This is a genomic window from Streptomyces sp. NBC_00414, assembly GCF_036038375.1.
Classification (GTDB): Bacteria; Actinomycetota; Actinomycetes; order Streptomycetales; family Streptomycetaceae; genus Streptomyces.
Window position 1 is genome coordinate 7,341,549 of record NZ_CP107935.1, and the last position, 25,146, is coordinate 7,366,694.

A 25,146-nucleotide genomic window follows, 5' to 3' on the forward strand; every position below is an offset into this window, starting at 1 on the left:
CCGCTCACCTCACCCGCGCGAGTCCAGACGCCTGCGGTGCAGCCACTTCGGCAGGCCCGGCGCCTCCAGGAACCCTTCCGCGCGGGCGGCGGCGAGCCCGATGCGCGGCAGGTCGGCGCTCTTCTCGAAGAGCAGGAACCGTGGCTCCCAGATGGGCCGGTACTTGGCGTTGGCGCGGTACAGGGACTCGATCTGCCACCAGCGCGAGAAGAAGCTGAGCAGTGAGCGCCACAGCCGCAGCACCGGCCCCGCGCCGAGGCGCGCGCCGCGCTCGAAGACGGAACGGAACATCGCGAAGTTGAGCGAGACCTGCGTGATCCCGATCCCGGGCGCCTGCTGGAGGAGCTGGATGACCATGAACTCCATGAGCCCGTTCTCGGCGTCCCGGTCCCGCCGCATCAGATCGAGGGAGAGCCCGCGGGGCCCCCAGGGCACGAAGGAGAGCACGGCTCTCAACTCGCCCTCCGCCGCTGCCTCCCCGGTGCCGCCGTCGCGGCATTCGAGCATCACGCACCGCCCGTCGCCCGGGTCCCCGAGCCGCCCCAGCGCCATGCTGAAGCCGCGCTCGGTCGCCCCGTCCCGCCAGTCGTCCGCGCGTTCGAGGAGGTACGCCATCTCGTCGGCCGGGATGTCCTCGTGCCGCCGGACGCGTACCCGGTAGCCCGCCCGCTGTACGCGGTTGTAGGCCTGGCGGACGGTCCGCATGGCCCGCCCGTCGAGGGTGAACTCGGCGGTCTCCACGATCGCCTCGTCCCCGAGTTCCAGCGCGTCGAGACCGTGCCGGGCGTAGACGGTCCCGGCCTCCTCGCTCGCGCCCATCACGGCCGGGATCCAGCCGTGGGCGCGCGCCTCGGAGAGCCAGGGCTCGATGGCGCCGGGCCACGCCTCGGGATCGCCGATGGGGTCGCCGGAGGCCAGCGAGACGCCGCCCACGACCCGGTAGGGGACGGCCGCCTTGCCGGTCGGCGACCACACCACGCTCTTCTCGCGGCGCAGCGCGAAGTAGCCGAGTGAGTCCCGGTCTCCGTGCCGGTCGAGCAGCGTCCGCAGTCGTTCCTCGTCGTCCGCGGTGAGCGGGTCGACGACGCGGCGGGAGCGGAAGGCCGCGTAGAGGACGGCGAGGACGAGCAGGGTGCTGAGTACGTTGATGGCGACGTTCACCCAGTTGGGAGTGGTGATCCCGGGGAAGCGGGAGTCGTCGGCGGCGACCGAGATCAGTCGCAGGGTGCCGTAGCGCCAGCGGTCGGTGAAGGTCGACAGGTGTGCGTCGTCGGCGTGGTTGGTGACGGTCACCAGGAGGGCGGCCAGCAGGGAGCAGACGAGGAGCCCGCCGACGCCGACGGCCGCCGCGAGCCTGGGGTTCGAGCGGTCGCCCTTCGCGTAGAACGCGCTGCGGCCGATGATCAGGGACGCGACGAACGCGGCCGTCAGGGCGAGGGAGATCCAGTTCTGGGGGTACCGGCGGACCTCCGGGAAGACCATGGCGAAGGCGAACAGCAGCAGGAACGCTCCGCTGAGGGCGAGGTTGAGGATCCAGGCGGCTCGTTTGCGGCGGCGCATCGTGATCGCCAGGAACATGGTGAACACGCCTGACGCGAAGCCGGCGGTCAGCAGGTACGGGGTGAAGTAGTCCTCGGTGTTGTGGCGCCGCACGTCCTGGCCGAGGGAGACCCATACGGCGCTCAGGAAGTTGAGGAACGCGACGGTGCGGAGGTACCACACGGCGAATGTCGCGGCCGCGTCCGGCTTGTGCGCGACGGTGAATCGGGCGCTTCCCATGAAAGTGGATCATATGGGGCACCCGTGCCGCCGGACCGCCTCCGCGGCGGAACGGCCCGCGCGCCACGCACCTGCGCCCCGGCGCGGGTGACCCCAGCCGGCCCGCACCCGTGTTTTTTAGGGGCGCGGGGAACGGCGCGGGTGACCCCCGCCGACCCGCACCCGTGTTTTTTTAGGGGTGCGAGGAACTGCGCGGGTCACCCGAGCCGGCCCGCACCAGTGCTTTTTTAGGGGCGCGGGGAACGGCGCGGCCAACCCCCACCGGGGCTTTCAGGGGCGCGGGGAACTGCGCGGCCAGCCCCCACGGACCCGCACCCCCCAACCCCCCCCCCGCGGCGCAGCCCCTATTCGGCCTCCAGGCCCTCGGGACCCGCGGAGGCCAACGGCAACTCCGCCGCGAGCGCCGCAGCAGCCTGCACCAAGGGCAGTGCGAGCAACGCCCCCGCCCCCTCCCCGACAGTCACCCCATGCGAAAGCAGCGGTTCGAGCGCCATCCGGTCGAACGCCTTCGCCTGCGCCGGCTCCCCACTGGCCTGCCCCGCCAGCCACCAGTCCGGCGCCCGGAAGGCGACCCGCTGCCCGACCAGCGCACAGGCCGCGGACACCACCCCGTCGAGCACGACGGGCATCTTCCGCACCGCGCTCTGCAGCAGGAACCCGGTGATCGCGGCGAGGTCGGCCCCACCCACCGTCGCGAGCAGCTGCAACTGGTCCCCGAGCACCGGACGAGCACGACGCAGCGCGTCGCGGACCGCCGCGCACTTGCGCATCCAGGCGAGGTCGTCGATGGCCCGCCCACCGCGCCCGGTCACCACCGACGCGTCGGTCCCGCACAGCGCCGCCACCAGCACGGCCGCCGCGGTCGTCCCGCCGACGCTCACGTCCCCGAGCACGACGAGGTCGGTCCCGGAGTCCGCCTCCTCGTCCGCGACGGCGACCCCCGCGCGGAACGCGGCCTCCGCCTCCTCCAGGGTCAGCGCGTCCTCCACGTCGATCTGCCCGGACCCGCGCCGCACCCGGTGCCGTACGACCTCGTCGGGCAGGCTCCCGGGCTCGCAGTCGAGTGCCATGTCCACCACCCGCACGGGCACCCCGAAGCGCCGGGCCAGTACCGACACGGCACTGCCGCCGTCCAGCACGGAGCGCACCAGTTCGTCCGCGCTCCCCGCGGGCCGCGCCGAGACGCCCAGTCCGGCGACCCCGTGGTCGCCCGCGAACAGCACCACACGCGGACGCTCGATCGCCCGCACCGGCACGGCCGCCTGCGCGGCGGCCAGCCACTCACCGAGTTCGTCCAGGCGCCCCAGTGACCCGGGCGGCACGACCTGACGCTCCCGGCGCGCCTCGGCGTCACGGCGTACGCCACCGTCGGGGCGCTCGATCAGGTCGGTGAAGTCGTCGAGATTAAGCGAGCTCATTCGCCGAACAGTACCGGCAGTGATCCGGCCGGGATCCTGACGGGCGGTCAGTCGACCGCACCCGGTTGCCGCGTCGGGAGCGGTGATCCCTTGTGTTCCGGTTTGCAGTGGATTGTCATACCGGTTTGTATCAGCTGGTAGCGGCTCATATCAGCCTCTACAGGGTCTTACCCCGTCGGACCGGCAGGAGCAGACAGACCATGCCCCCCACACCCGCCACACCGCCCACGCCTGTCCCGCCCCCCACGCCCGGAGCAGCCCCCGCGCCGCTGACCGTCTCCCAACGCCGCGCCGTGTACCTGGGCGAGCTGGCGCAGGGCACCGATCACTTCCACGAGCCGCGCAGACCCGACTGCCCCTGGTGCGGCTCGGAGCGGCTGCGCACCCGGCTGCGTACCCCGGACCTGCTCCAGCACAAGCCCGGCACCTTCGTCGTCGACGAGTGCGAGGACTGCGCCCACGCCTTCCAGAACCCCCGCCTGACCACCGAGGGCCTCGCCTTCTACTACCGGGACTTCTACGAGAACCACGAGAACCACGAGAGCCAGGAGGGCGGGGAGGGGAAAGAGGGGCACGGCGGCCAGGACGGCCGGGCGGAGCACGAGGGCTTCGCCGAGCGGACCCTGCGCTCCCGGGCCGGCCGTCGGCGCCACGAGGCCGCCGCCCGCGCGATGCTCCCGTTCCCCGAGCCGGAGAGCTGGCTGGACGTCGGTACCGGCCACGGCCACTTCCCGGCGGCGGCCAAGGAGTTGTTCACGTACACGTCCTTCGACGGGCTCGACCCCACCTCGCGCGTCGACAAGGCCCGGGACGCGGGCCGGATCGAGGAGGCGCACCGCGGCCGGCTGCCCGACCTGGTCGGCCGGCTGCGCGCCCGCTACGACGTGGTCAGCATGTTCCACCACCTGGAGCACAGTCCCGACCCGCGCGAGGAACTGCGCGCCGCGCTCGCCGTGCTGCGCCCCGGCGGGCACCTGCTCGTCGAAGTCCCGGACCCCGACTGCGCGTTCGGCGCGCTGCTCGGCAAGTGGTGGGTGTCGTACTGCCAGCCGCAGCACCTCCACCTCATGCCGTTGCGCAACCTGCTCGACGAGCTCGACGCGCTGGGCTGCTCGGTCGTCTCCACCGACCGCCGCGAGCCGCATGTGCCGTACGACCTGACCGGCGCCCTGGCGCTGGCCATCGGCAACCGGCTGCCCGGCGGGGACGAGCCGTGGCGGCCCGCTCCGCCGACCGACCTGCAGCGCACCCTGCGGACGGCCCTCACCCGGGCGGCCACTCCGCTGCTCGCCTCCGCCTTCGTGCTGGACCACGCCCTGGCCCCGCTCCTGCGCCGCACCCGCTTCTCGAACGCGTACCGGATCATCGCCCGCAAGAACCCGCGCGGGCCCCGTGTCGCCGAGGGGCCCGACAGCCTCATCCCTTGAGCGTGAGCGCCTGGCCCGCCACCACCAGCAGCACGTGCTCGCACTCGGTCGCGAACGCCGCGTTGAGGCGGCCCAGCTCGTCGCGGTAGCGGCGGCCCGAGGGGGTGGCGGGGACGATGCCCGAGCCGACCTCGTTGGAGACGGCGACCATCGTGCGCCGGGACTCGCGGACGGCGGCCGTCAGCTCCTCTACGCGTGCCCGCAGCGCGCGTTCGCCGCCGCCTGCCCACTCGGCGTCGTCCCACGCGTTCGCGGAGTCCATCGCGTCCGTCAGCCACAGGGACAGACAGTCGATGAGCAGCGCGGGCCCGTCCTCCTTCAGGACAGGCACGAGGTCGCAGGTCTCGGCGGTACGCCAGGAGCCGGGGCGCCGCTCGCGATGCGCGTGCACCCGGGCCGCCCACTCCCCGTCCCCGTTGCGCGCGCCGCCCGTCGCCACGTACAGCACGTCCGGGAAGGCTTCGAGGCGTCGCTCCGCCTCCACCGACTTGCCCGACCGGGCCCCGCCGAGGACCAGCGTCCGGCGCGGCACGTCGGGCACGTCCTCGTACACCCCGACGGTCAGCGTCCTGCCGTCCGGCACCGTCCGCGCCCCGGCCGCCGCGAGGCGCCGCCGCAGCTCCCGGCCCGACGGCGCGTCGTGGTCGAGGTGCACCGCGATCACGTCGGTGGCGGGCCCGACCGCGCCCACCAGCCGCAGCCGGGCCAGCGCGTCCGGCCGCCCGACGACATCGCCGACCACCATGTCGTACGTCGGGGTCGTCTCGTCCAGGCCCGCGGGGGCCGCGCCCGGCGGCAGATAGAGCAGCCGCTGCCCGTCCGGGCCCGTGACCGCGTACCCGGTGCCCGGCGCGTCCATCGACAGCGCCCGTACCCGATGCCCCGTCAGCAGCGTCAGCTCCCGGCCGTCCGGCACCCGCCCCGGCTGCGGCAGCCCCGCCGGCACCTCCACGGCGGGCCCGTCGTGCGGATGCGACAGCAGGACCTGGCGCACCCCGCTCAGCGAATGCCCGGCCCGGGCCGCGGCGAAGGCCGCCCCGGGCGTCAGGTCGAGCAGCAGCGTCCCGTCCACCAGGAGCGCGGTGGCCGCCCGGGCGTCCGCACCGAGCGCCACCGCGCAGACGGCGCACGAACAATCGGGCCTGGGCAGCCCCATGGGCCCGCCGGTACCAAGCAGAGTCACTTCCACGGAGCCGATTTTCCCGCGTCGGCCCGGCTCGTGCCCGCCAGGGGGTGCAGAAGGGCATACCTCTTGTGGGGCGCGGGGAAGCGCGCGAGCGGAGCGCGCACACCCATCACCGGCACCCCACGGTTCTCGACCTGCACTTTTGAACACCGGACCATCAGCGGAGCGCCTAGGCTGACGGCGAGAGCCCGATCTTGCTCGGTACTTTTGGGAACTTTTGGGAGGCTGACATGGCGGCATGGACGTGGCGGTTCGAGAAGGCCGATGGGACGGAAGTCCAGCCCGCGGTCCAGCCCGAGGAGTTCACCACCCAGGGCGACGCGGAGTCCTGGCTCGGCGAGAACTGGAAGGAGCTGGCCGAAGGGGGAGCGGACCAGGTCCGGATCTTCGAGGACGCCGCGGAGATCTACGGCCCGATGAGCCTGCACGCTGAGGCGTCCTAGCCTCGTGTCCCACCGGGCTCCGTAGCCCGTAGCCCGTACGAGTGAGAGGCCGCGGCCGTGCGAACGGTCGCGGCCTCTCGTCGCCCGGCCACGGTCCCGCGCTCCAGGGCCCGTTCGCGCGGGCCTGTTCCGTCAGGGCTTCAGCCGCGTACGCCGCACAGGTGAAGCAGTGCCGCCACCCGGCGGTAGGGGTCGGTGCGGCCGGCCCGCTCCTCGGCGGCCAGCACGGTCTCCACGTCGTCCGGCACCGGCGCGTCGTCGGCGGCCGTGTCCGTGAAGACCCGTACCCCGTACCAGGCGTGCAGCGGTGCGCCGATCCCGGCGAGCGTGCCGGTCAGGGTGTCGAGCCCGTCCGCCCGTACGTCGAGCCCGAGCCGGTTCCTGTACGTACTGGTGTCGAAGGAGGCCAGCGCTCCCGCCCAGTCGCCGGCCAGCCCCGGCCGCATGGCCAGCGCGTCGGCGTTCCGCACGAGCAGGGACAGCAGACCGCCCGGAGCCAGCATCCGCGCGAGGCCCGCGAGCAGCGCGTCGGGCTCCTCGACGTACATCAGTACGCCGTGGCACAGCACCACGTCGAAGCTGCCGGGCAGGAAGTGGACCCCGGTGTCCCGCCCGTCGCCCTCGACGATCCGGACCCGGCCGCGGATGCCCTCAGGCTCGGCGGCGAGGGCCTCACGGGCCACGGAGATCATCGTGCAGTCCTGCTCGACGCCGGTCACCTGATGCCCGGCCCGGGCCAGCCGCAGGGCCTGCGTGCCCTGGCCCATGCCCACGTCGAGGACCCGCAGCCGTTGTCCCACGGGGAACCGCCCGGCTATCTGCTCGTCGAGCTGCCGGGCCACCAGCTCCTGCCGTACGACATCACGCAGGCCGCCCAGTTTGCTCAGCCAGGCATCCGCCGCGCCTCCGGTGAAAGGTGCCGCGCTCAGGGCCGCTCTCCGCGCTTGACCTGCGGCTTCGGCAGCCGGAGGCGACGCATCTGGAGGCTGCGCATCAGTGCGTACGCGACGGCGCCGCGCCTGGGCTCGTCCGGGAAGCGGGCGGCCAGCTGCTTCTTCAGGCGGATCGCGATGCCGACCGAGTCGAGCACGATCAGCACGATCACGAAGAGCCACATCAGCAGCGCGACGTTCTGCAGCTGCGCGATGCGGACCATGCTCAGGACGAGGATGACCACGGCGAGCGGCAGGAAGAACTCGGCGATGCAGAACCGCGAGTCGATGAAGTCACGCGCGAGCTTGCGCACAGGGCCCTTGTCACGGGCGGGCAGATAGCGCTCGTCACCGCTCGCCAGGGCCTGGCGCTGCTTCTCCATGTGGGCACGGCGCTCGTCGCGCTGCCGCTTGGAGGCCTCCTTGCGGGAGGTCGGCGTATTGGCCACGCTGCGGCGCTGGGACTGGGCCTCACTGCGCTTGGGCGTGGGCCGACCCTTCTTGGCCTGCGGGTCACGGATCTGAGGGGAGTCGGTCACCGACGCCTTGTCGGCGTGGGCCTTCTCGTCTTTGGCGCGGCTACGGAACACAAAACCCAAGGGTAAGGGGTGCGGAGGCATGGACGTCAGCCGAGTGGGGAACGATCCGGCAACACCGGTCGTCTGTAGGGGGACAGGGGGCCTGAAACGGGGTGGTGGCGTGCGGTTCTCCGTACGGACCCCGGGACGAACCCGGAACGAACCCTGGGGGACACCTACTCCCTACGCCGGAGCAGGATCGTCGTCAGTCGTCCTTGGGGATGAGCGCATCCGTCCCCGAACAGTGCGGTAATGGATGCAGGGCCCGTACTGTGGGTTCTGTTGCAGTCGCTGGAGCTGGAGTCCGTCAGAAGGGGGCGCGCGAAGCCCATGAGCGGTGTCATGAAGCGTATGGGGATGATCTTCCGCGCGAAGGCGAACAAGGCCCTTGACCGGGCCGAGGACCCGCGCGAAACCCTCGACTACTCGTACCAGAAGCAGTTGGAGCTGCTGCAGAAGGTGCGCCGCGGCGTCGCCGACGTGGCGACCTCCCGCAAGCGCCTGGAACTGCAGCTGAACCAGCTGCAGAGCCAGTCCTCCAAGCTGGAGGACCAGGGCCGCAAGGCGCTGGCGCTGGGCCGTGAGGACCTCGCCCGTGAGGCGCTGTCCCGCCGGGCCGCCCTGCAGCAGCAGGTGACCGACCTGGAGACGCAGCACCAGACCCTGCAGGGCGAGGAGGAGAAGCTCACCCTCGCCGCCCAGCGGCTCCAGGCCAAGGTCGACGCCTTCCGCACCAAGAAGGAAACGATCAAGGCGACGTACACGGCCGCCCAGGCGCAGACCCGGATCGGTGAGGCCTTCTCCGGCATCTCCGAGGAGATGGGCGACGTCGGCATGGCCATCCAGCGGGCCGAGGACAAGACCGCGCAGCTCCAGGCGCGGGCCGGTGCCATCGACGAACTGCTCGCCTCCGGCGCCCTCGACGACCACTCGGGGCTCGCCAAGGACGACATCCAGAGCGAGCTGGACCGGCTGTCGGGCGGCACGGACGTGGAGCTCGAACTGCAGCGCATGAAGGCCGAGCTGGCCGGGGGGTCCTCGTCCCAGCAGGCGATCGAGGGCGGTCCGGGTCAGACTCAGTCCCAGCAGAAGCCGCAGGACACTCCGCGCTTCGACAAGCAGTAGCCCGGCAGCAGCCCTGCGGCAGCCGAGCGGCAGCCGCGGGGAGCCGTCCCACGCCGAGGAGGGCGTCATGATCGTACGGATCATGGGGGAGGGACAGGTGAGGCTGGACGACAGCCACCTCACCGAGCTGAACGTGCTGGACGACGAGCTCCTCGCGGAGACGCGGTCCGGTGACGAGGAGGGCTTCCGGCGGACGCTGGGAGCGCTGCTCGACGCGGTGCGTCGTCTGGGAGTTCCGCTCCCGGACGACTCCCTGGAGCCGTCCGAGCTGATCCTGCCGTCCCCGGACGCGACGCTCTCGGAGGTCCGAGAAATGCTGACGGACAACGGCCTGCTCCCGGGCTAGCCCGAGACCCCCTTTCCTACGCCCCCGCCGCCCCTACCCATTCCCGACACGTCGGGGGCTCCGCCCCCAGCCCCCCAATCGCGCTGAACGCGCTCGTCCTCAATCGCCGGACAGGCCAAAAGGACCAGGGGCGCGGGGAACTGCGCAATCACCCCCACCGAAGCCGCAGCGGATTCACGGCGCCAAGGCGCAGCCCTCGCCAGGGGCCCCGTACCGTAAAGAAGCGTGAGCACACTGACGCGCGCAAGGGACTGGCTGCGGTCCCACCCCCTCGTCGCTGACGCCACCCTCGCGACGGCGGTCCTCGCGTGCATGGTGGTCGGCTCGTTCGCGGAGCCGAACGGACGGCACGGTGGCACGCAATGGGGCACCAGCCACGCCCCCGACGCCCTCGGGGTCACCCTCATGCTGCTGGCCGCGACCGCCCTGGTCCTGCGCCGCCGCCACCCGCTCAGGGTCCTCGCCGCGACCGGCGCCCTGTCCGCCGTGGAGTTCGTGACCGGCGACCCCAGGGCCCCCGTCGCGATGTCCGCCGTCGTCGCCCTCTACACCGTCGCCGCCGCGACCGACCGCCCCACCACCTGGCGCGTCGGCCTCCTCACGATGACGGTCCTGACCGGCACCGCCATGCTCGCCGGCCCCCTGCCCTGGTACGCCCAGGAGAACCTCGGGATCTTCGCCTGGACCGGCATGGCGGCCGCCGCGGGCGACGCGGTCCGCAGCCGCCGCGCCTTCGTGGACGCCATCAGGGAGCGGGCCGAGCGAGCCGAACGCACCCGCGAGGAGGAGGCCCGCCGCCGCGTCGCCGAGGAGCGCCTGCGCATCGCCCGCGATCTGCACGACGTGGTCGCCCACCACATCGCCCTCGTCAACGTGCAGGCCGGAGTCGCCGCGCACGTCATGGACAAACGCCCCGACCAGGCGAAGGAGGCCCTCGCCCACGTCCGCGAGGCCAGCCGCTCCGCGCTCAACGAACTGCGCGCCACGGTGGGCCTGCTGAGGCAGTCGGGCGACCCCGAGGCCCCCACCGAACCGGCGCCGGGCCTGCACCGCCTCGAAGAGCTCGTCGGCACCTTCCGCAGCGCGAGCGTGCCCGTCGAGGTGGCCCGCACCGACCAGGGCACGACCCTGCCCGCCGCCGTGGACCTGGCCGCGTACCGGGTCATCCAGGAAGCCCTCACCAATGTGCAGAAGCACGCGGGCCCGGACGCGAAGGCAGAGGTCAGCGTCGTACGGGTGGGACCGAACGTGGAGATCACCGTCCTGGACAACGGCCCCGGCGACGACGCGGCGGCCCGCCTGGAGGAGAACGGCGGCCACGGGCTCCTCGGCATGCGCGAGCGGGTCACCGCGCTCGGCGGCACCTGCACCGCGGGACCCCGATACGGAGGCGGCTTCCGGGTACATGCGATCCTGCCGGTCAAGAGCCGAGCCGGAGTCACCGCGTCCGCATCCGCCGCACCCATGAACAAGGCATCCAAGGGGAACCCCGCATGACGATCCGTGTCCTGCTCGCCGACGACCAGGCCCTGCTGCGCAGCGCCTTTCGCGTCCTGGTCGACTCCGAGCCCGACATGGAGGTCGTCGGAGAGGCCTCGGACGGCGCGGAGGCGGTACGGCTGGCCCGCGAGGAGCGGGCCGACGTCGTCCTGATGGACATCCGCATGCCCGGCACCGACGGGCTGGCCGCGACCCGGCTCATCAGCGCCGACCCCGGCCTCGCCCAGGTGCGCGTCGTCATGCTGACGACCTTCGAGGTCGACGAGTACGTGGTGCAGTCGCTGCGGGCCGGAGCCTCCGGATTCCTCGGCAAGGGCTCCGAGCCGGAGGAACTGCTCAACGCCATCCGCGTCGCGGCGGGCGGCGACGCGCTGCTGTCGCCCGTCGCCACCAAGGGACTGATCGCGAAGTTCCTCGCGCAGGACGACGACGACCGGGACCCCGCCCGCGCCGAACGCCTCGACGCGCTGACGGTCCGCGAGCGCGAAGTCCTCGTCCAGGTCGCCGGCGGGCACTCCAACGACGAGATCGCCGAGCGCCTGGAAGTCAGCCCGCTCACCGTGAAGACGCACGTCAACCGGGCCATGGCCAAACTGGGAGCCCGCGACAGGGCCCAGCTCGTGGTGATCGCGTACGAGTCCGGACTGGTACGCCCAAGGGTGGAGTGAGCTCCACCCGTACGTACTGCGGGCGCGGTATGCGCCGTATAAGGAAACGGGACCTGGGGGCGAGGGGAGTGGCCCCGCTCATGGCTCAGAGTGATAGACGGACGCTCACATGAGCCCATCGCGCCGCTCCCCACACTCAAGCAACACCCTCAAGCCACAGAAGAGAGACCCGTCACCCATGTCCTGGCTGTCCCGCTTCAGCCTTGCCCAGCGTGCCCTCATCGGGCTGATGTCGATCATCGCGCTCGCCTTCGGGGCGATAGCGATCCCGCAACTCAAGCAGCAGCTGCTGCCCACCATCGAACTGCCCATGGTGTCGGTCCTGGCGCCGTACCAGGGCGCGTCCCCCGACGTGGTCGAGAAGCAGGTCGTCGAGCCCATCGAGGACAACCTCGAAGCGGTCGACGGGATCTCCGGCGTCACCTCGACGGCCAGCGAGGGCAACGCCCTGATCATGGCCTCCTTCGACTACGGCAACGACTCGGCGCAGATCGTGGCCGACGTCCAGCAGGCCGTGAACCGGGCCCGCGCCCAGCTCCCGGACGACGTGGACCCGCAGGTCGTCGCCGGTTCCACCGACGACATCCCGACCGTGGTCCTCGCCGTCACCTCGGCCAAGGACCAGCAGGCACTCTCGGACCAGCTGGACCGCACGGTCGTCCCCGCGCTCGAGGGCATCGACGGCGTCGGCCAGGTCACGGTCGACGGCGTGCAGGACCTTGAGGTCGCGGTCACGCCCGACGACGCGAAGCTCGCGAAGGCGGGGCTGACCACCGCCGCGCTCGGCCAGGCGCTCCAGGCGGGCGGCGCGACCGTACCGGCCGGATCCTTCGACGAGGGCGGCAGCAACCGCACCGTCCAGGTCGGCGGCGGCTTCACCTCGCTGAAGCAGATCGAGGACCTGATGGTCACCGGTGAGGGCGGCAGGAAGCCCGTACGCCTCGGTGCCGTCGCCGCCGTCGAGGAGAAGGCCGCCAAGACGGAGTCCATCACCCGCACCGACGGCAAGCCCAGCCTCGCCATCTCCGTCACGATGGACCACGACGGCAGCGCGGTCGCGGTCTCCGACGACGTCCAGGACAAGCTGCCCGGCCTGCGCAAGGACCTCGGCTCCGGCGCCACGCTGACGGTCGTCAGCGACCAGGGCCCGGCCGTCTCCAAGTCCATCAAGGGTCTGACCACCGAAGGCGCGCTCGGACTGCTCTTCGCGGTCCTGGTCATCCTGGTCTTCCTGGCGTCGGTCCGCTCGACGCTGGTCACCGCGGTCTCCATCCCGATGTCGGTCGTCCTCGCGCTGATCGTGCTCTGGGTGCGCGGCGAATCGCTCAACATCCTCACCCTGGGCGCCCTGACCATCGCCATCGGCCGGGTCGTCGACGACTCGATCGTCGTCCTGGAGAACATCAAGCGGCACCTCGGCTACGGCGAGGAGCGCCAGGAGGCGATCCTCAAGGCCGTCCGCGAGGTCGCGGGCGCCGTCACCTCCTCGACGCTCACCACCGTCGCCGTCTTCCTGCCCATCGGTCTGACCGGCGGCATGGTCGGCGAGCTGTTCGGCTCGTTCTCCCTCACCGTCACGGCGGCCCTGCTGGCCTCGCTGCTCGTCTCGCTGACGGTCGTACCGGTGCTCTCGTACTGGTTCCTGCGCGCCCCCAAGGACGTGCGCGGGGTCGACCCGGAGGAGGCGCGCCGCAAGGCCGAGGAGAAGGAGGCCCGCAGCCGCCTCCAGCGCTTCTACGTCCCTGTCCTGCGCTTTGCGACTCGCCGCCGCCTCACCAGCGTGGCGATCGCGGTAGTGGTCCTCCTCGGTACGTTCGGCATGGCGCCCCTGCTGAAGACGAACTTCTTCGACCAGGGCGACCAGGAGGTCCTCACCGTCAAGCAGGAGCTGAAGCCCGGCACCAGCCTGGCCGCGACCGACGCCCAGGCGAAGAAGGTCGAGCAGATGCTCGCCGACGTGAAGGGCGTCGAGGACTACCAGGTCACGATCGGTTCCTCCGGCTTCATGGCCGCGTTCGGCGGGGGCACGGACACCAACCAGGCCTCGTACACCGTCAAGGTCGCCGACTCGGCCTCCTTCGACGACGTCCAGGACCGCATCGAGGAGGGGCTCGGCAAGCTCTCCGGGATCGGTACGACGACGGTCGCCGCCGGTGACGGGTTCGGCAGCCAGGACCTGAGCGTCGTGGTGAAGGCCGCCGACGGCGACGTACTGCGCGAGGCGGCGGAGAAGGTCCGGGACGAGGTCGCCAAGCTGGACGACGTCACCGACGTCACCAGCGACCTCGCCCAGTCCGTGCCGCGGATCTCGGTCAAGGCCAACGACAAGGCGGCCGCCGCAGGATTCAACGACGCCACGCTCGGCGCGGCCGTGGGCCAGGCGGTGCGCGGCACCACCAGCGGCAAGGCGATCCTCGACGACACCGAGCGGGACGTCGTCATCAAGTCGGCGAAGCCGGCCGAGACACTGGCCGAGCTGCGGAGCCTGAAGCTCGGCCCGGTGAAGCTCGGTGACATCGCGACCGTGAAGCTGGTCGACGGCCCGGTGTCGATGACCCGTATCGACGGTCAGCGCGCGGCCACCATCTCGGCGAAGCCGACCGGCGACAACACCGGCGCGGTCAGCAACGAGCTCACCACGAAGCTCGACAAGCTGAAGCTGCCGGCCGGTGCCACGGCCTCGATCGGCGGTGTCTCGGAGGACCAGGACGACGCGTTCGCGTCCCTCGGCCTCGCGATGCTCGCGGCGATCGCGATCGTGTTCATGCTGCTGGTGGCGACCTTCCGGTCGCTGATCCAGCCGCTGATCCTGCTCGTCTCGATCCCGTTCGCGGCGACGGGCGCGATCGGTCTGCTGGTCGTCACCGGTACGCCGATGGGTGTGCCGTCGATGATCGGCATGCTGATGCTGATCGGCATCGTCGTGACGAACGCGATCGTGCTGATCGACCTGATCAACCAGTACCGCAAGCAGGGGTACGGGGTCGTCGAGGCCGTGATCGAGGGCGGCAGGCACCGTCTTCGCCCGATCCTCATGACGGCCCTGGCGACCATCTTCGCCCTGCTGCCGATGGCCCTGGGCATCACCGGCGAGGGCGGCTTCATCGCCCAGCCGCTCGCGGTGGTCGTGATCGGCGGTCTGATCTCGTCGACGCTGCTCACGCTGCTGCTCGTGCCGACGCTGTACGCGATGGTGGAGCTCCGCAAGGAGCGCCGCGCGAACAAGAAGGCCGCGAAGCGGACGGCTGCCGCCGAACCGGAGCCGGCTGGGGTGTAGGTCTCAGGGGCTTCGCCCCCGAACCCCCGTTGCGCGGTTCCCCGCGCCCCCAAGATCGGGGGCGCGGGGAACCGCGCAATCTTTTTTGCTCTACGGCAGCGCCAGCATCCGCTCCAGCGCCAGCTTGGCGAACTGCTCGGTCTCGCGGTCCACCTCGATGCGGTTCACGAGGTTGCCCTCGGCCAGGGACTCCAGCGTCCAGACCAGGTGCGGCAGATCGATCCGGTTCATCGTCGAGCAGAAGCAGACCGTCTTGTCGAGGAAGACGACCTCCTTGCCCTCGGGGGCGAACCGATTCGCCAGGCGCCGCACGAGGTTCAGCTCCGTGCCGATGGCCCACTTGGAGCCGGCCGGAGCCGCCTCCAGCGCCTTGATGATGTACTCCGTGGAGCCCACGTAGTCCGCGGCGCTCACGACCTCGTGCTTGCACTCGGGGTGCACGAGCACGTTCACGCCGGGTATCCGGGCGCGCACGTCCTCCACCGACTCCACCGAGAAGCGGCCGTGCACCGAGCAGTGCCCCCGCCACAGGATCATCTTCGCGTTCCGCAGCTGCTCGGCGGTCAGCCCGCCGTTCGGCTTGTGCGGGTTGTAGAGGACACAGTCGTCGAGCGACATCCCCATGTCCCGCACGGCGGTGTTGCGGCCCAGGTGCTGGTCGGGAAGGAAGAGCACCTTCTCGCCCTGCTCGAACGCCCACTCCAGCGCGTTCCTGGCATTGGAGGACGTGCAGATCGTGCCGCCGTGCTTGCCCGTGAACGCCTTGATGTCCGCGGAGGAGTTCATGTAGGAGACGGGCACGACCTGCTCGGCCACCCCGGCCTCGGTCAGCACGTCCCAGCACTCGGCGACCTGCTCGGCGGTGGCCATGTCGGCCATCGAGCACCCGGCGGCCAGGTCGGGCAGGACGACCTTCTGGTCGTCGGAGGTCAGGATGTCCGCCGACTCGGCCATGAAGTGCACACCGCAGAAGACGATGTACTCGGCCTCGGGACGCGCCGCGGCGTCCCTGGCCAGCTTGAAGGAGTCGCCCGTGACATCCGCGAACTGGATGACCTCGTCGCGCTGGTAGTGGTGGCCGAGCACGAACACCTTGCTGCCGAGCTTCTCCTTGGCGGCGCGGGCGCGCTCCACCAGGTTCGGGTCGGACGGCGAGGGCAGGTCACCGGGACACTCGACGCCGCGCTCGCTCCGCGGGTCGGCCTCCCGGCCGAGAAGCAGCAGGGCGAGGGGCGTCGGCTGTACGTCGAGCTCCTGGGTCTGGGCGGTGGTCACGACACGCACCCTTTCTGTTCTGCGGCTCGCCGGACCGTCCGACTGGAGCGATCAAGCAGGACACGCCTTTTCGTCGAAATGACGCTATCTATCATAACCGCTTCACGTCACGTTGACGATGCCCATAGCGTCTATGTGACGTGAATCCCGTGGAGGCCGGTGCGGCCCCTCCCGCGGGGTTTTCCACAGGCTGTTTTCCGCTTCCCGCCCGGTGTGCGAGCATGAAGAGAGAGCCAAAGACACTCGCTCGGCCCGGAATGAATCCGCGGCCCCGCCGGTTGCAACCGTCGGCAAGCAGTCTCCGTACAACCCGGGAGAGAAGCAGATGTCCGTATCGGACGAGACCACCACCGTGAGCGACGGCATCCTCCTGTCGGACGCCGCCGCGGCCAAGGTCAAGGGCCTGCTGGAGCAGGAGGGCCGCGAGGACCTGGCGCTGCGCGTAGCCGTCCAGCCCGGCGGCTGCTCCGGCCTGCGGTACCAGCTCTTCTTCGACGAGCGCTCCCTCGACGGAGACGTCGTCAAGGACTTCGGTGGTGTGAAGGTCGTCACCGACCGCATGAGCGCTCCGTACCTGGGAGGCGCTTCCATCGACTTCGTCGACACCATCGAGAAGCAGGGCTTCACGATCGACAACCCGAACGCGACGGGCTCCTGCGCCTGCGGCGACTCGTTCAGCTAGTCCGGCCCGCCGCTCAGCCGGTTCTGAGCGGCACCGCGACGCGGGAAGGCGGTGCCCCCTCCAACGGGGCGCCGCCTTCCGCGTTCCAGGGCCGACCGACCGGCCACGGTGTGCCGCCGGCCATGGTGTGCGCCGGTGTGCTGCCCGCCGTCATCCGCCGGTCGGGTCGGGCAGGTCCTTCTCCGGAGGCACGGCCTTGCCGTCCGAGCCGACCACCTCGCGGTCCCCGAGCGGCTTGTCGAGGTCGATCTTCTCGTGGAAGACCTTGGCGATCATGATGCAGACCTTGTTCGGGTCCGGCTTGTCGGTCACCCGGACCTCCACCGTGCCGCCGCTCTCGTCCGCCGAGGCCGAGTAGTCGCTGCACACGCCGCCGGTGAAGCGCACGGTCAGCTCCTTGCCGTCCGCGCTGTACCCCTCGACCCGCACGTCCCGGGTCGTGGGCGCCGTACGCGTCCCGCCGCCGGGCTCGCTCGTCCGGGGGCTCGGCGGGGACGTCGGGCTGCCGCTCGGACCGGCGTCCGTCGGCCGCGGAGCGGTCAGGTACTTCGGGTCGACCGCGGGATGGGTGACCGTGAAGCTGTCGTCGGTCCCCGAGGGCCGTACCTCGAAGAGCCAGGACGGCACCAGCGCCTGCCGGCCGTCCACGTAGTGCGCGGCGAGACCGAACACCGCGTCCTCGACGAGGACCGGATCGGACTTCGGCGCCGTGCTCGACGCTCCGTTCGATGCCTCACAGGGCGTCTCGTTCTTGTCCTTCAGCGGTACGGGGCTCGCGCAGCCGCCGATGCCCACGCGCCCGTCGCCCGTCCCGGACCCGTTCAGCAGACCGAGCGTCCTCTCGGCGCTGATGACGGGGTACGTGTCCGTCTTCGCCGGGGCCTTCAACTGGCCGCTGCCGCCCACCACCTCGCCGTCCGGGCCGATGTGGACGCCGGTCGTCCAGCCGTAGGTCGGCAGGCCGCCCACCTTCGGCTCCGCGTTCACCACGCGCACGGAGTCCATCAGCTGGCCGGCGTCGAGCTTCGCGTCGTCCTGGCCGACCGCCTTGAGGACCGGCGCCGCGGCCTTCTTCGCGGCGGCCACGCTCACCGGGTCCACGTCCGCGCCCCTGGCGCTCTCGGACCCGGCCGAACTCCCGGTCCCGCTGCCGCCCGCGCTCCTGTTCGAGCACGTGGTGGTGCCCTTGCAGTTGTCGGTCCCGGGCGCGAAACGGCTGAACGTCCAGATGCCGGGCGCTTGCCTGCTCACCCGCAGACCGGCCCCGAAACCGTCCTTCGTGGCGCCGACCTTCCAGGCGTCGCCGTCGGCCTTCGGGGTGCCCTCCACCCCCAGCGCCTGGGCGAGCTCGGCCACCTCGGCCGCCGTGACCTTGCCCTTCGACCGGTACACGGCCGCGGAGGAGGGGCCGTCCGGCAGCTCGCCCTCGGCGCGGTAGGTCACACCGTTCGGGTCGGGCTCACCGGGTGCGATGCCGCCCGTGCCCGCGGTACCGCTCGCATCTCTCTTTGGGTAGCCGTCGAGGGCGAGGAGCGGCGGGGTCCCGTCGCCGCGCGGTGTACCGGAGCTGTCCTTGCCTCCGGAGCCGCCGGACGCGGTGGCGGCGAAGTACGCCCCGCCGCCGCCGACGAGGAGCACCGAGGCCGCCACCGAGGCGACGGCCACCGGCGAACGCCGTCGGCGCGGCTGATCCTCGTCGGCGGCTCCGGCCGCTTCGTTGTCGGGTCGCTCGGTGTCCACCGCATTGCTCCTTCTGCCACGCCGTCGTCCCACGGGACCCACCCCTGACCGGATCGGGCCGGGTCAGGGCAGAGCAGGTCGTATCCTGCCTCCCCTTTACGGGGGACAGCGATGGGACGCGGCGGGGGAGCGTGCGGTTCCCTTCCAGGGGGAGCGGGTTCGAAACCGGAGGCCTCGCCGGGCCTGAGCCCTGGGGGGTGATCAGTTCCCGTAGTCGGACATGCCGTCCAGCAGGCGGGCGGAGGCCGGCGGCACGGTCACGCCGTGGATGAGTGCAGGGGACACCGGACGGGCAGTGATCCGGGCGGGGGCCTCCCAGTGCGGGACCATGCGCGCGCAGTCGCCCCGCAGCTCGGCGAGACCGCCCTCGACGCCTTCGAGTGCTTCGAGGCCGAGCGGAGCGTCGCCATGGATCTTGAGGTTCGTCATAACGGAACCGTATGCACCGGAAGCCGGATGAAAAAGCCCTACTATCGGGTAGTTTTGCCTGCTTCGCAGTTGAGGACTCCAGTGCACTCCCACGGCAACTCCAGTGGGACCCCACTGTCGGCCGTACGCCGACCCGGTAGCGTGAACTGTCAATCCCCCTCCTCGCAGGAGTGTGTCCTAGTCGTGCGTATCGCTGTCTCGGGCTCCATCGCCACCGACCACCTCATGACCTTCCCCGGCCGCTTCGCCGACCAGCTGGTCGCGGATCAGCTGCACACGGTCTCCCTTTCCTTCCTGGTCGACAATCTGGACGTACGCCGGGGCGGCGTGGGCGCGAACATCGCCTTCGGCATGGGCCAGCTGGGCTCCTCGCCGATCCTGGTCGGGGCCGCGGGCTCCGACTTCGACGAGTACCGGGCCTGGCTGGACCGGCACGGCGTCGACACCGAGTCCGTCCGGATCTCCGAGGTGCTGCACACCGCGCGCTTCGTCTGCACCACGGACGCCGACCACAACCAGATCGGCTCCTTCTACACCGGTGCCATGAGCGAGGCCCGCCTCATCGAGCTCAAGAAGGTCGCCGACCGGGTGGGCGGACTCGACCTCGTCCTGATCGGCGCGGACGACCCCGAGGGGATGCTCCGGCACACCGAGGAGTGCCGGACGCGCTCGATCCCCTTCGCCGCGGACTTCTCCCAGCAGATCGCCCGGATGAACGGCGACGAGATCCGCCTGCTCCTCGACGGGGCGACGTACCTCTTCTCCAACGAGTACGAGAAGGGGCTCATCGAGTCCAAGACCGGCTGGAGCGACGCCGAGATCCTCTCCAGGGTCGGCCACCGGGTGACGACGCTCGGGGCGCGCGGTGTGCGTATCGAGAGCGTCGGCGGAGACACGATCGAGGTCGGTGTTCCGGAGGAGACGGCGAAGGTCGACCCGACGGGAGTCGGCGACGCCTTCCGGGCGGGCTTCCTGTCGGGGCTGGCGTGGGGGGTCTCGCACGAGCGGGCCGCGCAGGTCGGGTGCATGCTCGCCACGCTGGTCATCGAGACCAAGGGCACGCAGGAGTACCAGTTGCGGCGGTCGCATTTCCTTGACCGGTTCACCAAGGCGTACGGGCATGACGCGGCGACGGAGGTTCAGGGGCACCTGGCTTAGGGCCGCTGCCCTCGGCGGGGTACCTGGGGTCGACTCGTCGGCCGCGGGCCCGGTGGGGGCGGGCCGCGCAGTTCCCCGCGCCTCCGTCAGGGGCGCGGGGAACTGCCCATCTTTTAGGGGCGCGGGGAACTGCGCGAACGGCCTCCACAGGCCCGCAGTCGGGCGCGTACCCGGGTCTGCCCCTCAGGTCAGGGGGTCACGCGGCGGACCAGGTAGGCCGTACCGCCGGCCGCCGGCTCCTCGCCCGCGTACTCCTGCCCCCGCATCTCGCACCACGCCGGAATGTCCAGCCGGGCCGCCTCGTCGTCCGAGAGGACCCGTACGGTGCCGCCGAGGGGGACCTGGGCGATCACCTTGGCGAGCTCGATCACCGGGATCGGGCAACGTCTGCCGAGGGCGTCCACGACCAGGTCGGCGGACACGGCCTGGGCCGGCGCCACCGCCGTGGCCGTCGGAGCGCCCAGCTTCTCGCGGACCGCGGCGACCGCGGCGGGCAGGACCGACAGGAACCGGTCCACCTCCTCCGCCGGCGTGCCGAGGGGCAGGGACACCCGGACGTTGCCCTCGCTCAGCACACCCATGGCCTTCAGTACGTGGCTGGGCGTCAGCGTGCTGCTCGTGCAGGACGATCCGGACGAGACGGAGAACCCCTCACGGTCCAGCTCGTGCAGGAGTGTCTCTCCGTCGACATAGAGACAGGAGAAGGTGAGGAGATGGGGGAGCCGGGTGACCGGATCGCCCACCACCTCCACGTCCGGGACCAGTTCGGGCACCCGCGCGCGGATCCGGTCCGTCAGTTCCCGCAGCCGGACCGCCTCGGCGCCGGCCTCGGCCCGTACGGCCCGCAGGGAGGCCGCCGCGGCGACGACGGCAGGGATGTTCTCGAAGCCGGGAGAACGCCCCGACTCCCGCTCGTCCGCCGGGCCTTGTGACGCGTACCGCACTCCCTTGCGCACGGCGAGCACACCGACCCCCGCGGGCCCGCCCCACTTGTGGGCGCTGCCCGTCAGCAGTGACCAGCGGCCCTCGACCGGGCCCCAGGCCAGCGACTGCGCCGCGTCCACCAGCAGCGGTACGCCCGCCCCGTGGCACGCTTCGGCGACGGCGGCCACCGGCTGCTCCGTGCCCACCTCGTGGTTGGCGGACTGGAGACAGGCGAGCGCGGTGTCCGGCCGCAGGGCGTCCCCGTACGCGTCGGGGGACACCGCGCCCGTCCGGAGAACGGGCACTTCGGACACCGTTCCGCCGTCGCGGCGGTGCGTTTCCGCCGAATGGAGTACCGAAGAATGTTCGACCGCGGACACGATCAGGTGGCGTCCGGCGCGGTGCCGGCCGGCGAGCGCGCCGGCGATCCCCGTGTGTACGGCGCGCGTGCCGGACGAGGTGAACACCAGCTCGTCCGGGCGGCAGCCGATCGCCTCGGCGGCGGCCTCGCGGGCGGCGTCCAGGAGGATCCTGGCGCGCCTGCCCTCGCGGTAGAGGCGGGCGGGGTCGGCCCAGCCCTCGTCGAGCGATGCCTGGAGGGCCTGGCGGGCCACGGGGTGGAGGGGGGCGGACGACGCTGCGTCGAAGTAGGACACGCGGTCACGCTAGCGCGCTGCTCAGGCTTGGCCGCCCGGGGTGGGGGCGGCTGCGGGCCGGCCGCGCGGTTCCCCGTGGCCCTGAGCGCCCAGGGGCACGGGGAACCGCGCGCTCAGTCACAGCGGGCCCCCGGCCGCGCGCGATTCGCGCCGTCCGAGTTCGCAGGCGCGACGCGACCCCCTCGAATGGGCCGTCACATACGTGCCGACGCCGCCGATTCCACCCCTTCGGGGTGAGTGGCGGCGCGTTGGGGACCCTCCCCGCGCGACCCCAAAAAGCGTCCAGTAGGGTTTGGTCCGCATAAACATCCAAACCCCTGCCCGACGCAGGGCGGCGACCGACCAGCGAGAAGGCCGCAGCCGACCGCGCGGGCGAGACTCTCGGAAGGCGCTACGTGAGTCCCTTCGGCTCCGACCGCTCGCCGCGGCGCCCGATGCGGCGGAAGCTGCTGCAGGCACTGACTGCGGGTCTGGTCCTGGCGACCGCGACCGGTTGCACATACAAGGACTTCCCCCGCCTTGGTATGCCCACCCCGACCACGGAAGAGGCTCCCAGGATCCTCTCCCTGTGGCAGGGCTCGTGGGCCGCAGCACTCGCCACGGGCGTGCTGGTCTGGGGCCTGATCCTGTGGAGCGCGTTCTTCCACCGGCGCAGCCGCACCAAGGTCGAAGTACCCCCGCAGACCCGGTACAACATGCCCATCGAGGCGCTGTACACGGTGGTCCCCCTCATCATCGTCTCGGTGCTGTTCTACTTCACGGCCCGCGACGAGTCGAAGATCCTCAGTCTCGACAAGAAGCCCGACGTCACGGTCAACGTCGTCGGCTTCCAGTGGAGCTGGGGCTTCAACTACATCGAGAACGTCGACGGCTCGACCGGTGACGCGAAGACCGACAAGAACCTGGACGCGATCCCCGATCGCTTCAAGAAGGACTTCCCGGCGGGCGCCGGCGGGGTCTACGACGTCGGTACGCCCGCCTCGGAGAACCCGCAGACCGGTAACCCCGGTCCGACCCTCTGGCTCCCCAAGGGCCAGACGGTTCGGTTCGTTCTCACCTCGCGGGACGTCATCCACTCCTTCTGGGTGGTGCCGTTCCTCATGAAGCAGGACGTCATCCCGGGCCACACCAACTCCTTCCAGGTGACCCCCAACAAGGAGGGCACCTTCCTGGGCAAGTGCGCCGAGCTCTGCGGCGTCGACCACTCCCGGATGCTCTTCAACGTGAAGGTCGTCTCTCCCGAGCGCTACGAGGCCCACCTCAAGGAGCTCGCCGAGAAGGGGCAGACCGGTTACGTCCCGGCCGGCATCGAGCAGACGGACCACGAGAAGAACCGGGAGACGAACAACCTGTGAGCATCCTCAATGAACCTCAGGGTGCCGCCGCGGCTGAAGACTCGTACGAGAGCGAGCTGCCAGTACGGCGCAAGCAGCCCGGTAACGTCGTGATCAAGTGGCTGACCACCACTGACCACAAGACGATCGGCACGATGTACCTGGTCACGTCGTTCGCGTTCTTCTGCATCGGCGGCGTCATGGCGCTGCTGATGCGCGCCGAGCTGGCCCGTCCCGGCACGCAGATCATGTCGAACGAGCAGTTCAACCAGGCGTTCACGATGCACGGCACGATCATGCTGCTGATGTTCGCGACGCCGCTGTTCGCCGGCTTCACGAACTGGATCATGCCGCTGCAGATCGGCGCGCCCGACGTGGCGTTCCCGCGGCTGAACATGTTCGCCTACTGGCTGTACCTGTTCGGCTCGCTGATCGCGGTCGGTGGCTTCCTCACCCCGCAGGGCGCGGCCGACTTCGGCTGGTTCGCCTACAGCCCGCTGTCCGACGCGGTCCGCTCGCCGGGCATCGGCGCCGACATGTGGATCATGGGTCTGGCCTTCTCCGGCTTCGGCACCATCCTCGGCGCGGTCAACTTCATCACCACCATCATCTGCATGCGCGCGCCCGGCATGACGATGTTCCGTATGCCGATCTTCGTGTGGAACGTGCTGCTCACCGCGGTCCTGGTGCTGCTGGCCTTCCCCGTGCTCGCCGCCGCGCTGTTCGCGCTGGAGGCGGATCGGAAGTTCGGGGCACACATCTTCGACTCGGCCAACGGCGGAGCGTTGCTGTGGCAACACCTCTTCTGGTTCTTCGGCCATCCGGAGGTGTACATCATCGCGTTGCCGTTCTTCGGCATCATCAGCGAGGTCATCCCGGTCTTCTCCCGCAAGCCGATGTTCGGCTACATGGGCCTGATCGGCGCGACCATCGCCATCGCGGGTCTGTCCGTGACGGTGTGGGCGCACCACATGTACGTCACCGGCGGTGTGCTGCTGCCGTTCTTCTCCTTCATGACGTTCCTCATCGCCGTGCCGACCGGTGTGAAGTTCTTCAACTGGATCGGCACCATGTGGAAGGGGTCACTGAGTTTCGAGACCCCGATGCTGTGGGCCACCGGCTTCCTGATCACCTTCACCTTCGGTGGTCTGACCGGTGTCATCCTGGCCTCGCCGCCGATGGACTTCCACGTCTCGGACTCGTACTTCGTCGTCGCGCACTTCCACTACGTGGTGTTCGGCACGGTCGTGTTCGCGATGTTCTCCGGCTTCCACTTCTGGTGGCCGAAGTTCACCGGCAAGATGCTCGACGAACGCCTCGGCAAGATCACCTTCTGGACGCTGTTCATCGGCTTCCACGGGACCTTCCTCGTCCAGCACTGGCTGGGCGCCGAGGGCATGCCGCGTCGTTACGCGGACTACCTCGCGGCCGACGGTTTCACCGCGCTGAACACGATCTCGACGATCAGCTCGTTCGTGCTCGGCCTGTCGATGCTGCCCTTCCTCTACAACGTGTGGAAGACGGCCAAGTACGGCAAGAAGATCGAGGTCGACGACCCGTGGGGCTACGGCCGTTCGCTGGAGTGGGCGACGTCCTGCCCGCCGCCGCGGCACAACTTCCTCACACTGCCGCGGATCCGTTCCGAATCCCCGGCGTTCGACCTGCACCACCCCGAGATCGCCGCTCTCGACCAGCTCGAGAACGCCGGTCACGGTGAGAAGGCCCTCGCCGGCGGCAAGGAGGCGGGCAAGTGAAGGTCCAGGGCAAGATGTTCATCTGGCTCGCCGTCTTCATCCTCGTCATGGCGATCGTCTATGGCGTGTGGTCGAAGGAGCCGGCCGGTACCACGGCGCTCTTCCTGGGCTTCGGCCTGAGCGTCATGATCGGCTACTACCTGTGGTTCACGGCCCGGCGGGTCGACACGGGCGCACAGGACAACAAGGAGGCCGACGTCGCGGACGACGCCGGTGAGGTCGGTTTCTTCAGCCCGCACAGCTGGCAGCCGCTCTCGCTCGGTATCGGCGGCGCGCTCGCCTTCCTGGGCGTCGTCTTCGGCTGGTGGCTGCTCTTCTTCTCGGCCCCGATCATCATGATCGGTCTGTGGGGCTGGGTCTTCGAGTACTACCGCGGAGAGAACCAGAATCAGTAACACGCGCTGAGCGCACGGAAGCCCGGACACTCCGTCAGGAGGTCCGGGCTTCCCCCTTTTGCCACGTGTACGTCCCTCGCACGGTCCAATAGGCGCGCCGCGGCCGACCGCCGTTCCTAC

21 protein-coding genes are annotated in these 25,146 nt (G+C 70.7%); 12 read left to right on the forward strand and 9 right to left on the reverse strand.

Going from position 1 to position 25,146, the window contains the following annotated elements; translation table 11 throughout:
* Nucleotides 1-9: 9 nt before the first annotated feature.
* Nucleotides 10-1,779: a phosphatidylglycerol lysyltransferase domain-containing protein gene (locus tag OHS59_RS31900; protein WP_328496804.1), complete on the reverse strand. Its 1,770-nt coding sequence runs from the start codon at nucleotides 1,777-1,779 to the stop codon at nucleotides 10-12.
* 344 nt (nucleotides 1,780-2,123) lie between these two features.
* Entirely contained in the window at nucleotides 2,124-3,197 is a 1,074-nt protein-coding gene (gene cobT, locus OHS59_RS31905; protein ID WP_328496805.1) for a nicotinate-nucleotide--dimethylbenzimidazole phosphoribosyltransferase, read from the reverse strand.
* Nucleotides 3,198-3,397: 200 nt separating this feature from the next.
* Between cobT and OHS59_RS31910 the strand changes: the two genes are divergently transcribed.
* The gene (locus OHS59_RS31910; RefSeq protein WP_328496806.1) at nucleotides 3,398-4,624 is read left to right on the forward strand and encodes a class I SAM-dependent methyltransferase; all 1,227 of its coding nucleotides are present in this window, start codon (nucleotides 3,398-3,400) and stop codon (nucleotides 4,622-4,624) included.
* Here the strand turns inward: OHS59_RS31910 and OHS59_RS31915 are convergent.
* Nucleotides 4,614-5,813, reverse strand: a complete 1,200-nt coding sequence (locus tag OHS59_RS31915) for a bifunctional adenosylcobinamide kinase/adenosylcobinamide-phosphate guanylyltransferase (RefSeq protein WP_328496807.1) — start codon at nucleotides 5,811-5,813, stop codon at nucleotides 4,614-4,616. The two genes, OHS59_RS31910 and OHS59_RS31915, sit on opposite strands and share 11 nt — an antisense overlap.
* A gap of 227 nt (nucleotides 5,814-6,040) precedes the next feature.
* On the opposite strand from OHS59_RS31915, the gene OHS59_RS31920 reads away from it, so the two are divergent.
* Nucleotides 6,041-6,253 (forward strand): hypothetical protein, encoded by a 213-nt coding sequence (locus tag OHS59_RS31920; RefSeq protein ID WP_107018265.1) that lies wholly within the window; start codon nucleotides 6,041-6,043, stop codon nucleotides 6,251-6,253.
* Between the two features lie 140 nt (nucleotides 6,254-6,393).
* Here OHS59_RS31920 and OHS59_RS31925 read toward each other — a convergent pair whose 3' ends face one another.
* Both OHS59_RS31925 and OHS59_RS31930 read right to left on the reverse strand, forming a co-directional pair.
* Nucleotides 6,394-7,095 carry a class I SAM-dependent methyltransferase gene (locus OHS59_RS31925; protein ID WP_328496808.1) on the reverse strand — a complete coding sequence of 234 codons (702 nt, stop codon included), beginning with the start codon at nucleotides 7,093-7,095 and terminating at the stop codon, nucleotides 6,394-6,396.
* An 83-nt stretch (nucleotides 7,096-7,178) separates the two neighbouring features.
* A complete protein-coding gene (locus OHS59_RS31930; RefSeq protein ID WP_328496809.1) occupies nucleotides 7,179-7,805 on the reverse strand; it encodes a DUF3043 domain-containing protein in 627 nt (208 codons plus the stop codon).
* Between the two features lie 288 nt (nucleotides 7,806-8,093).
* Between OHS59_RS31930 and OHS59_RS31935 the strand changes: the two genes are divergently transcribed.
* From OHS59_RS31935 to OHS59_RS31955, 5 genes are all read left to right on the forward strand, one after another.
* Nucleotides 8,094-8,888 (forward strand): PspA/IM30 family protein, encoded by a 795-nt coding sequence (locus OHS59_RS31935; protein WP_328496810.1) that lies wholly within the window; start codon nucleotides 8,094-8,096, stop codon nucleotides 8,886-8,888.
* A gap of 67 nt (nucleotides 8,889-8,955) precedes the next feature.
* Nucleotides 8,956-9,234 carry a PspA-associated protein PspAA gene (pspAA, locus tag OHS59_RS31940; RefSeq protein ID WP_328496811.1) on the forward strand — a complete coding sequence of 93 codons (279 nt, stop codon included), beginning with the start codon at nucleotides 8,956-8,958 and terminating at the stop codon, nucleotides 9,232-9,234.
* Between the two features lie 225 nt (nucleotides 9,235-9,459).
* Complete coding sequence (locus OHS59_RS31945; RefSeq protein ID WP_328496812.1) at nucleotides 9,460-10,731, forward strand: sensor histidine kinase; 1,272 nt, start codon at nucleotides 9,460-9,462, stop codon at nucleotides 10,729-10,731.
* The gene (locus OHS59_RS31950; protein WP_328496813.1) at nucleotides 10,728-11,402 is read left to right on the forward strand and encodes a response regulator transcription factor; all 675 of its coding nucleotides are present in this window, start codon (nucleotides 10,728-10,730) and stop codon (nucleotides 11,400-11,402) included. Before OHS59_RS31945 ends, OHS59_RS31950 begins: the two co-directional genes overlap by 4 nt.
* Nucleotides 11,403-11,580: 178 nt before the next feature.
* Entirely contained in the window at nucleotides 11,581-14,679 is a 3,099-nt protein-coding gene (locus OHS59_RS31955; protein WP_328496814.1) for an efflux RND transporter permease subunit, read from the forward strand.
* Nucleotides 14,680-14,769: 90 nt separating this feature from the next.
* On the opposite strand, the gene nadA is transcribed toward OHS59_RS31955, so the two are convergent.
* Nucleotides 14,770-15,954, reverse strand: coding sequence for a quinolinate synthase NadA (gene nadA / locus OHS59_RS31960; RefSeq protein WP_328496815.1), 1,185 nt, complete (start codon nucleotides 15,952-15,954; stop codon nucleotides 14,770-14,772).
* 325 nt (nucleotides 15,955-16,279) lie between these two features.
* On the opposite strand from nadA, the gene OHS59_RS31965 reads away from it, so the two are divergent.
* Complete coding sequence (locus OHS59_RS31965; protein ID WP_328496816.1) at nucleotides 16,280-16,636, forward strand: HesB/IscA family protein; 357 nt, start codon at nucleotides 16,280-16,282, stop codon at nucleotides 16,634-16,636.
* Nucleotides 16,637-16,786: 150 nt separating this feature from the next.
* On the opposite strand, the gene OHS59_RS31970 is transcribed toward OHS59_RS31965, so the two are convergent.
* A complete protein-coding gene (locus OHS59_RS31970; protein ID WP_328496817.1) occupies nucleotides 16,787-18,376 on the reverse strand; it encodes a hypothetical protein in 1,590 nt (529 codons plus the stop codon).
* A gap of 201 nt (nucleotides 18,377-18,577) precedes the next feature.
* Entirely contained in the window at nucleotides 18,578-18,805 is a 228-nt protein-coding gene (locus OHS59_RS31975) for a hypothetical protein (protein ID WP_328496818.1), read from the reverse strand.
* Nucleotides 18,806-18,988: 183 nt separating this feature from the next.
* Here OHS59_RS31975 and OHS59_RS31980 point away from each other — a divergent pair, with 183 nt between their 5' ends.
* Complete coding sequence (locus OHS59_RS31980; RefSeq protein WP_328496819.1) at nucleotides 18,989-19,963, forward strand: carbohydrate kinase family protein; 975 nt, start codon at nucleotides 18,989-18,991, stop codon at nucleotides 19,961-19,963.
* 188 nt (nucleotides 19,964-20,151) lie between these two features.
* On the opposite strand, the gene OHS59_RS31985 is transcribed toward OHS59_RS31980, so the two are convergent.
* On the reverse strand, nucleotides 20,152-21,543 hold the full coding sequence (locus tag OHS59_RS31985; RefSeq protein ID WP_328496820.1) for a cysteine desulfurase/sulfurtransferase TusA family protein: 1,392 nt from the start codon (nucleotides 21,541-21,543) through the stop codon (nucleotides 20,152-20,154).
* 395 nt (nucleotides 21,544-21,938) lie between these two features.
* On the opposite strand from OHS59_RS31985, the gene ctaC reads away from it, so the two are divergent.
* From ctaC to OHS59_RS32000, 3 genes are read left to right on the forward strand one after another with little or no spacing between them, the layout of a single operon-like run.
* Complete coding sequence (gene ctaC / locus OHS59_RS31990; protein ID WP_328496821.1) at nucleotides 21,939-22,898, forward strand: aa3-type cytochrome oxidase subunit II; 960 nt, start codon at nucleotides 21,939-21,941, stop codon at nucleotides 22,896-22,898.
* Nucleotides 22,895-24,631, forward strand: a complete 1,737-nt coding sequence (ctaD, locus tag OHS59_RS31995; protein ID WP_328496822.1) for an aa3-type cytochrome oxidase subunit I — start codon at nucleotides 22,895-22,897, stop codon at nucleotides 24,629-24,631. Before ctaC ends, ctaD begins: the two co-directional genes overlap by 4 nt.
* On the forward strand, nucleotides 24,628-25,026 hold the full coding sequence (locus OHS59_RS32000; protein WP_328496823.1) for a cytochrome c oxidase subunit 4: 399 nt from the start codon (nucleotides 24,628-24,630) through the stop codon (nucleotides 25,024-25,026). Before ctaD ends, OHS59_RS32000 begins: the two co-directional genes overlap by 4 nt.
* The last annotated feature ends 120 nt before the right edge of the window (nucleotides 25,027-25,146 follow it).

Excerpts from the sequence above, each read along its gene's own strand:
- OHS59_RS31900 (WP_328496804.1), bottom strand. The coding sequence starts at position 1,779 with ATGGGAAGCGCCCGATTCACCGTCGCGCACAAGCCGGACGCGGCCGCG.
- cobT (WP_328496805.1), bottom strand. The coding sequence starts at position 3,197 with ATGAGCTCGCTTAATCTCGACGACTTCACCGACCTGATCGAGCGCCCC.
- OHS59_RS31910 (WP_328496806.1), top strand. The coding sequence starts at position 3,398 with ATGCCCCCCACACCCGCCACACCGCCCACGCCTGTCCCGCCCCCCACG.
- OHS59_RS31920 (WP_107018265.1), top strand. The coding sequence starts at position 6,041 with ATGGCGGCATGGACGTGGCGGTTCGAGAAGGCCGATGGGACGGAAGTC.
- OHS59_RS31930 (WP_328496809.1), bottom strand. The coding sequence starts at position 7,805 with ATGCCTCCGCACCCCTTACCCTTGGGTTTTGTGTTCCGTAGCCGCGCC.
- OHS59_RS31935 (WP_328496810.1), top strand. The coding sequence starts at position 8,094 with ATGAGCGGTGTCATGAAGCGTATGGGGATGATCTTCCGCGCGAAGGCG.
- pspAA (WP_328496811.1), top strand. The coding sequence starts at position 8,956 with ATGATCGTACGGATCATGGGGGAGGGACAGGTGAGGCTGGACGACAGC.
- OHS59_RS31950 (WP_328496813.1), top strand. The coding sequence starts at position 10,728 with ATGACGATCCGTGTCCTGCTCGCCGACGACCAGGCCCTGCTGCGCAGC.
- OHS59_RS31955 (WP_328496814.1), top strand. The coding sequence starts at position 11,581 with ATGTCCTGGCTGTCCCGCTTCAGCCTTGCCCAGCGTGCCCTCATCGGG.
- OHS59_RS31965 (WP_328496816.1), top strand. The coding sequence starts at position 16,280 with ATGTCCGTATCGGACGAGACCACCACCGTGAGCGACGGCATCCTCCTG.
- OHS59_RS31975 (WP_328496818.1), bottom strand. The coding sequence starts at position 18,805 with ATGACGAACCTCAAGATCCATGGCGACGCTCCGCTCGGCCTCGAAGCA.